Source organism: Desertibacillus haloalkaliphilus (assembly GCF_019039105.1).
Classification (GTDB): Bacteria; Bacillota; Bacilli; order Bacillales; family KJ1-10-99; genus Desertibacillus; species Desertibacillus haloalkaliphilus.
This window is the reverse complement of the sequence record NZ_JAHPIV010000645.1, coordinates 1-321: the sequence shown is the minus strand read 5'-3', so window position 1 is coordinate 321 and position 321 is coordinate 1. Positions and strand designations below refer to the sequence as shown.

General features: G+C 52.3%; 1 protein-coding gene. It reads right to left on the bottom strand.

Annotation, left to right across the window (positions count from 1 at the left end; all coding sequences use genetic code 11):
* On the bottom strand, positions 1 to 321 hold a 321-nt coding region (locus KH400_RS30510), incomplete at both ends, for a hypothetical protein (protein WP_217228789.1).

The window sequence follows — 321 nt, the reverse complement described above, 5'->3', positions numbered from 1 at the left end:
CTTTTCTCCCCCTCCCCCTCCTCTTTTCTCTTCTCTCTTTTCCTTCCCCTCTCTTCCCTTCCTCCCCCCCCCCCCCTCCTCCTCTTCCCCTTCTTTTCTTTTTTCTCCTTCTTTCCCTCCCCTCCTTCCCCCCTTTTTCCTTTTCCCTCCTCCCCCTCTTCTTTCTCTTTCCCCCCTCTTTCTTTCCTCTCTTTCCTTCCCCCCTTCTTCTCTTCTTCCCCTTTTTTCTCCTCTTTTTCCTTTTTCCTCCCTTCCTTTCTTTCTTTTCCCTCTTCTCCTTTCTCTTCTCCCCCTCTCCTCTCCCCCTCTCCCTCTCTCCCT